At 59.1% G+C, this 7,584-nt stretch carries 5 protein-coding genes; all 5 read right to left on the bottom strand.

Features of this window, described 5'->3' with window-relative positions:
* Window positions 1–1,139: 3-phosphoshikimate 1-carboxyvinyltransferase (gene aroA, locus QNK41_RS16365; protein ID WP_319258830.1), on the bottom strand; the 1,139-nt coding region annotated here is incomplete at its 3' end.
* On the bottom strand, window positions 1,132–2,001 hold the full coding sequence (locus QNK41_RS16360) for a shikimate dehydrogenase (protein WP_319258828.1): 870 nt from the start codon (window positions 1,999–2,001) through the stop codon (window positions 1,132–1,134). The genes aroA and QNK41_RS16360, both read right to left, overlap by 8 nt.
* A gap of 3 nt (window positions 2,002–2,004) precedes the next feature.
* Complete coding sequence (gene pheA, locus QNK41_RS16355) at window positions 2,005–3,117, bottom strand: prephenate dehydratase (protein WP_319258826.1); 1,113 nt, start codon at window positions 3,115–3,117, stop codon at window positions 2,005–2,007.
* A 339-nt stretch (window positions 3,118–3,456) separates the two neighbouring features.
* On the bottom strand, window positions 3,457–5,691 hold the full coding sequence (locus QNK41_RS16350) for a vWA domain-containing protein (protein ID WP_319258824.1): 2,235 nt from the start codon (window positions 5,689–5,691) through the stop codon (window positions 3,457–3,459).
* A 248-nt stretch (window positions 5,692–5,939) separates the two neighbouring features.
* Entirely contained in the window at window positions 5,940–7,466 is a 1,527-nt protein-coding gene (locus QNK41_RS16345) for an MDR family MFS transporter (RefSeq protein ID WP_319258822.1), read from the bottom strand.
* Window positions 7,467–7,584: the final 118 nt, after the last annotated feature.

Below are 7,584 nucleotides of genomic sequence, written 5' to 3'. Positions count from 1 at the left end.
CGGTGGTCATCATATGTTTCGATCGATGCGCCGCGGGGCGCGCCTCCCGTCACCAGGAGCCGGTCATTTTCAGCAACAGCCACAATGCCCATCTTCTTAAGTTCGGCGCAGGTGGAAGCCAGGCGGTCGCTCTCCTTGGCCTTGAGGTGAGAGACATTTTCAATAACCGTCGTGCCGTCTGCAAATGCCGCTACCACCGCCAGGGTGGGCACCATGTCAGGCATGTCGGCCATATCCACCGCAATGGCCCGAAGGTCGCCGCCGGTTACCGTAATGCCATCTGATCCACGGTCCACCCGGCAACCCATCTGCTCAAAAACCCGGACCAGTCCAACATCTCCCTGGGTGGAATCGACCGACACCCCGTTGACAGTGACACTGCCGCCGGTGATGGCGGCCGCCCCCCAGAAGTATCCCGCCTGGGAGGCATCCGGCTCCACCGCATAGTCGCCGGCTCGATAGGCTTGGTTGCCAGTTACATCAAAACGGGTGTATCCGTCGCGCTCGACCCGGATGCCGAATCGTCTCAAAATTTCCACGGTCATATCCACGTAAGGCCGGGACACCAGGCCATGGGAGACCGTGATGGACATGCCCTTTGGGGTGCACGGCGCCATAAGCAGCAGAGATGAGAGAAACTGGCTGCTCACGCTGCAGTTGATGGCAACCGAACCGCCCGTTGCCTGACCGCCCGGTATCTCCACCGGTGGACAGTCGTTGCCGTTCACCGACCGGGCACCGATGCCCAGTTGGTTCAACGCCGCCACAAGATGGGCAATCGGCCGATGGTACATGCGCGGGGTACCCGTGAAAGTATAAATCCCCTCTCCCAGGGCGGCCACACCGGCCAGCAGTCGCATAGAGGTACCGGAATTGGCCAGGTAGATAGCCTCACGGCAGGGTTTGAGCCGGCCGTGTAACCCGCTGATGGATATGGTCTGCCGATGGTCGGCGACCCCCACCCCCATCTTCTCCAGCGCAGCCAGGGTCAGCTGGGTGTCCTGACTGCGCAGCGCGTTGCTCACTGTGCAGAAACCATCCGAAAGGGCCGCAGCAATAAAGGTCCGGTGGGTGTAACTCTTGGACCCCGGTACGCTGACTTGAAAACGGCCGATGCGATGGGGTTTGATTTCAATCATGACGGTCGGCTTCCTTCTCGGCTGTTTTTTTTCCCAAAGCAGCGAGGACCGTTTTTTTCATCAACTGCACCGGTGCCTTCTTACCGGTCCAGCGCTCGAACTGAATGGCACCCTGGTGCACAAACATGGCGACTCCGTCCACCACCGTACAGCCGGCTTCCCTCGCCGCGCTGAGCAGCCGGGTCTCCAGTGGATTATAGACAATGTCCATCACCGTCATGCCGGGCCGCAGACAGGCATGGGAAACGGGCATCTGATCTGCCTGGGGGACCATACCCACTGAGGTGGAGTTGATCAAAATATCGTAACCGACCCCCGAAAAATCGACAAGGGGGCAGAAATCGCTCTCCAACCCAATGGCCAGTCTGCGCCCCTTCTCTTCGCTGCGGTTGACTATGGTCAACCGCCCGCCATGGGCCTTGACCCCATGAGCCAGCGCCCGGGCCGCGCCACCGGCCCCAATCACCGCCACCCGCCTTTTGGAAACGGGTGTTTTTTCCAGAAGCGCCGCCAGGGCACCGGGACTGTCCGAATTGAACCCGCAAAGCCGACCGTCTTCGTTGACGATGGTGTTGACGGCGCCGATCCGCCTGGCCACGGGATCCACATGGTCCAGAAGATCCATGACCGCGACCTTGTGGGGAATGGTCACGCTGCAGCCCCGGATACTCAGTGCCCGGATCCCGGCAACGGCTCCGGACAGATCCATGACAGGTAAGGCCACGTAAACCCCGTTATGGCCGGTCTGACGAAAGGCCGCATTGTGCATGACCGGGCTGAGGCTGTGGCCCACCGGGTTCCCCATGACCGCGTAGAGGCGGGTGTTCGAATCGATGCATCGCATACCGGATTCCGAGACCATGGTCTACACCCCTACACCGACCATGGGATAGGACCCCAGGTTTTTCAGATAAAGGGCGTGGGGCTGGATCAACGCGATGGCCTCTTGGATGCTGCCATCATCAAGGTGCCCTTCCAGGTCGACAAAAAAGAAATGACTCCAGCTCTCGTGTCGCGTCGGGCGGGACTCGATCTTAACCAGATTGATGCCGGCTTCGGTAATGGGCGCCAGCGCGCCGGCCAGGGCACCGGGAACATGGGCCAGGGCGAACATCAACGAGGTCTTGTCCTTACCCGACGGCCGCACCTTCTCCTTGCCGATCACAAGAAAACGCGTGGGCGGACGGGAAAAATCCTCGATCTTGGAGGCCGCCGCTTCCAACCCGAAGATCGCCGCCGCACCGCCGCCGGCAATGGCAGCCACCCCCTTTTCCGCCGCCGCCCGTCCCACGGCGAAGGCGCTGGAACTACACTCTTTCAATTCCGCTCCGGGAAGGTACTGGTTGAGCCAGGTGCGGCACTGGTTCAGGGCCTGGGAATGCGCGTAGACGGCCTTGACTGCGCCCAGGCCGATCTCCTGGGCCAACAGATCATAGGAGACCTGCTGGTAACGCTCGGCGCAGATACACAGGTCTGATTCGAAAAAAAGATCCAGGGTGTGGCGCACCGATCCTTCCACGGAGTTTTCCACCGGCACCACCCCGTAGTCACAGGCCCCTTTTTCAACCTCGCTGAAAATCTCCCGGATGCTGGGCTGGGGAACGTAGGTAACCGAGTAGCCGAAGTGGCTCGTGGCCGCCAGATGGGTGAAGGTGGCCTCGGGACCGAGGTAGGCCACCCGCTGGGAGGCTTGGATGGCACGCGCGGCAGCGATGATGTCGATGAAGATGTGGTGCAGGACGTTGGGGTTCAGCGGCCCCTTGTTCAGGGCGGTCAGGCGTCTGAGAATTTCGCTTTCCCGGGTGCTGTCCACCACCCGGTTGCCGCTGTCCTTTTTTAGATCTCCGATCCGCTTGGCCAGGTTGAGACGCCGGTTGACCAGCTCCAGGATGGTGTCGTCGATGTTGTCGATCTGCTCACGGATATCGCAGATGTCGGTAGCCATCGTACAAGCCGGTGGTTTTTCACTGTCTGCCATGGTGGTTGCAGTCACTTTCTTGGCTGATCGGTTAGAGGCGGTTACTCCAACAAACGAAAGGCCGGGGAGATTTTCTCCACGGCCTTAAAAAGCGAAAGCCGCGGGGTTTTGGTCTGCCCGCGGCTTGGTTTGTCTGTTGGAGTTCTCAGGACATTCAGCGCGCACCGGGCAGACCCTTGCTAAAAAAGAAATAAAAGTAAGAAAATCTGCCGTTGCTAAAGCGGAGCATCAGGTCAATTCCTTTCATGCGCATCAGTCAGAAGAAAGTACAGCCCCCTTTTTTACCTGTCAAGCATTTTCAAAAGAAACGAATGCCGTCGCCGTGTCGTTCCGCCGGTTCTATGGCTTGATATCTATGGTGGTCTTGGCCAGCAGCTTATTGCCGCGACCCAGGATGTAGCGCACTTCATAGATCCCCGGTTCCTTGGGTGCTTTCATCTTGGCAGGGTTGCCCCGCTTGGTATAGGTATAATTGACTTGGCTGCCGGGCTTTTGATCGGGCCGGGTGATGGCGATGTAGTCCGACTTGCTGTCCGGTCCCTGCCAGCCCACCTCAAAAGTTCCACCTGCCTTGGCCGATGCCGGTGCGTTGATTTTGGCCGTGACCGCCTTGATTTCGATGGTGGTTTTGGCCAGTAATTTGTTGCCGCGTCCCAGGATGTAGCGAATTTCGTAGGTGCCCGGGTCGGAGGGTGCCTGGAGCTTCACGGGATTGCCGCGGCTGGTATAGGTATAATTGATTTGGCTACCGGGCTTTTGATCGGGCCGGGCGATGGCGATGTAGTCCGACTTGCTGTCCGGTCCCTGCCAATTCACCTCAAAGTCCGTGCCCATGTCGGCCGATACCGGTGCGTTTATTTTAGCCGTGACCGCTTTGATTTCGATGGTGGTTTTGGCCAGTAGTTTGTTGCCGCGTCCCAGGATGTAGCGGATTTCGTAGGTGCCCGGGTCGGAGGGTGCCTGGAGCTTCACGGGATTGCCCCGCTTGGTATAGGTATAAGTGACCTGGCTGCCCGAGTTCTGGTCGGGCCGGGCGATGGCGACGTAGTCCGACTTGCTGTCCGGTCCCTGCCAGCTGACCTCGAAGTCTGTGGCCACGCTGGCCGAGGCCGGCCCCTGCACCTGTGCGGTGACGGCTTTGATTTCGATGGAGGTCTTGGCCAGCAGTTTGCTGCCGCGTCCCAGGATGTAGCGAATCTCGTAGGTCCCTGGATCCGACGGCGCCTGCAGCTTCACCGGATTGCCGCGGTTGGTATAGGTATAATTAATCTGGCTGCCCGGATTCTGGTCCGGACGCGAAATGGCAATGTAGTCTCCCTTGCTGTTTGGCCCCTGCCAGCTGACTTCGAAATCAGTAGCCACGTCGGCTACGGGCGGTGCATCCAGCGATGCCCCCACTCCTGTGATTTCAATAGTGGTTTTGGCCAGCATTTGGCTGCCCCGGGCCAGCATGTAGCGGATCTCATAGGTGCCCGGATCGGATGGCGCCCGCAGCTTCAACGGGTTGCCCCGCTTCGTGTAGGTGTAGTAAACTTGACTGCCCGGGTTCTGATCGGGTCGGGCGATGGCGATGTAGTCACTCTTGTAGTTGGGCCCTTCCCACTTCACTTCGAAGTCAACAGCCACATCCACCGATGCCGGTGCCTGCAAGTTGGCCTGGACCGGCGTCACCTCAATATCGGTGCGCCCGATCACTTTGCGGGTATGGGCATGCACGTACCCCAGATCATAATTACCCACTTGCCCCGGGGCCACGAATTGGGCCGGATTGCCCTTTTTGGTATAGGTATAATCGACCCGCTGCGGTTCATGTTTGGTCTTTCGGTACAAGGCGATATAGTCGTTGCGGCTATCCGGCCCTTCCCACTGCACCTTGAAATCCGATCCCGCCGGCACCGACGGCGGTGCGCTGAGGGTGGCCGTGCCCGGGTCCTCCACCACCGGCGATGGCGGCTCCTTGACCTTCTCCACGGCTACAAACAAGGCATCGCGCAGGGCACCTGCGCTGCCGGCCGCCAGAAACAGCCCACCGGTCTTGTCGGCCAGGCAGCGCAGGCGGGCCTGGTCCTCCTGGCTGATGTCGAAGCCGATCACATGCACGGTGAAATCCACACCGCTCATGGCCAGTTCGGCCGCCAATGCGCAGGGATCCACGTCGCAGGTTTCCAGGCCGTCGCTCACCAACACCACCGTGGCCCGCTCCTCCCCGTAGCGCAGGGCCTGGGCTGCCTGGCGCACGGCTTCGCTCAAGGGTGTCTTGCCCTTGGGGCTGATGGCCTGTACGCGCGTTTTCATGGCAGCCGGGTCATGGGGCCCCACCGGTATCAACATTTCGATATCGTCGCAGTCGCCTTTGCGCCGGTGGCCGTATACGATCAGGCCGGTCTGGAAATCGTCGGGGATCTGGTCGATGAGATCGGCCATGACCGTCTTGGCGATGGCGATTTTGGCCTGTCCGTCGATCTGGCCCCACATGGAGCCTGAACCGTCCAGTACCAGCACCATGCGGGCGGGTCCCGAAGCGGTGGCCATGCTCAATAGAAAGAACAGGACCAGTCCAATGACAATGGCCATACGTTTCATGGTCACCTCGCTTGATGGGGTCATCAATACGAATGAAAATTATCTTTTAGAACCGGACACCGCAGGATGGGATGCCGGTGTCGGACTATCATCAAACGCAGCCATAACAGCAATGATTGATCGGTTAACGGGTTGAGGGGGTGACTTGTTCAACAGTCTGTTAATCGTATTCTATGCGAAGAATGCGCCTTTTGTAAAGAAACCGTTTCATCGCACTTGAGAGTTTCTTCGCAGCCTGGCTATTTATTCTCGCCAGCAGTTTTTGGCGGCAGGAACAGGCCGAAAATCAGACAAATTACGGCAGCGATCAGCGCCAGCCAGAAAACGTCGATGACGCAGCTGCCGATAGCCTGGTGCAATGCCGTCTGGACGTCCGGCAGCAATTGTTGCTGGACATCCGGGCGAAAGAAATTCTCGAAGTTCTGCCGGATCTGGTCCATCACCGCAGGACTTATTCTACCCTGCAACGCCGATTCATTGAGCGTGTCGGCCACCTGAGCGAATCGGGAGGTGACCAAACTGCCGCAAATGCCGATACCCACGGTCCCCCCGAGGGTGCGGGTGAACTGGTGGGATGACGTGGCCACGCCCAGATCCGTCTTTTCGACGCTGTTCTGGACGACCAGCAGGGTGGCAATGGAAGTGAACCCCATACCCACACCGGCCAGCCCCATGGCAGCGGCACATGCCCACAGGCTGGTGCCCGCCGAGAAACGCACGGCCATCACGCAACCGACGATCAGGATCAGGCCGCCGGCCAGAGAAAAGGGCTTTTCGCCCCAGCGGTTGGATTGCCTCCCGCAAAACAGGGCGCCGGCCGACCAGCCAAAGCTGAGAAACATCATGACAATGCCCAGCTGAAAGGGCGACTGGCCCAGGGCGCCCTGGATGAACAGCGGGCTGAAGGCGGAAAGTGAAAAGATCGCCACGCTGCTGAAAAACACCAGTCCGTTAGCGGAGGAAAACCCTCTCATTCGGAAGAAATCGAAGCAGAGAATGGGTTCATTGCTGCGTTTTTCGGCCACGTAGAAGCCCATGGCAGACAGGGCGAACAGGACGAACAGCCCCAGGATCGGCAGCGATGTCCAGCTGTATTCCCGCCCACCCAGTAAAAAGGCGGTAAGAAAGGAGAGAATGGCCACTACCAGGGTGATGATGCCGGCATAGTCGATCTCGATGACTTCATGCTTGTCCCGGGTTTCCTTTAGGAAGAACCAGATACCGACCATCGAAAGCAGGCCGATGGGCACGTTGATGTAAAAAATCCAGCGCCAGGAGACCCAGCTGACGATAAAGCCGCCCAGGGATGGCCCCAACACACTGGCCAGCCCCCAGACAAAACTGGCATAGGACATCATCCTGCCGCGGTTTTCCGGCTCGGAAATATCCGCCAGGACAATGTATACCAGGGCGAAGTTGCCGCCGGCCCCGATGCCTTGAATGGCCCGGAACACCGTCAGCGCCATCATGCTCTGGGCCATGCCTGCCAGCACGGACCCAACCAAAAAAATGAAAATGGAAACCAGGTAAAGGGTGCGGTTGGGAAACAGGTCAGCCAGTTTGCCGAACACCGGCAGGGCGACGGCCCGGCTGAGCAGGTAGGTCGAAAAAACCCAGCTGTAAAGGTGCAGGCCTCCCAAATCGGCCACGATGGTGGGCATGACCGCGCTCATGATCAGCGTGTCCAGGGCAGCAAGAAACAGGGCCAGCAGGGTGGCCAGAATAAGAAACAGACGGCGCTTGGGGGAAAGAAGGTCGGGGGGCATCGGATCCTTTTTGCCTATATCCCATGATTGGTTCAGAATCGGTTAACGATACCCTGACAGTCAGGCCAATTCAAGGACCTTCGATGGGAAGTCCCTGCGCACTGTGGATAAAATGGAT

Source organism: Desulfosarcina sp. (assembly GCF_033791525.1).
Taxonomy (GTDB): domain Bacteria; phylum Desulfobacterota; class Desulfobacteria; order Desulfobacterales; family Desulfosarcinaceae; genus Desulfosarcina.
The sequence above is the reverse complement of the archived record's forward strand: the minus strand, read 5'-3'. Positions and strand labels throughout refer to the sequence as shown.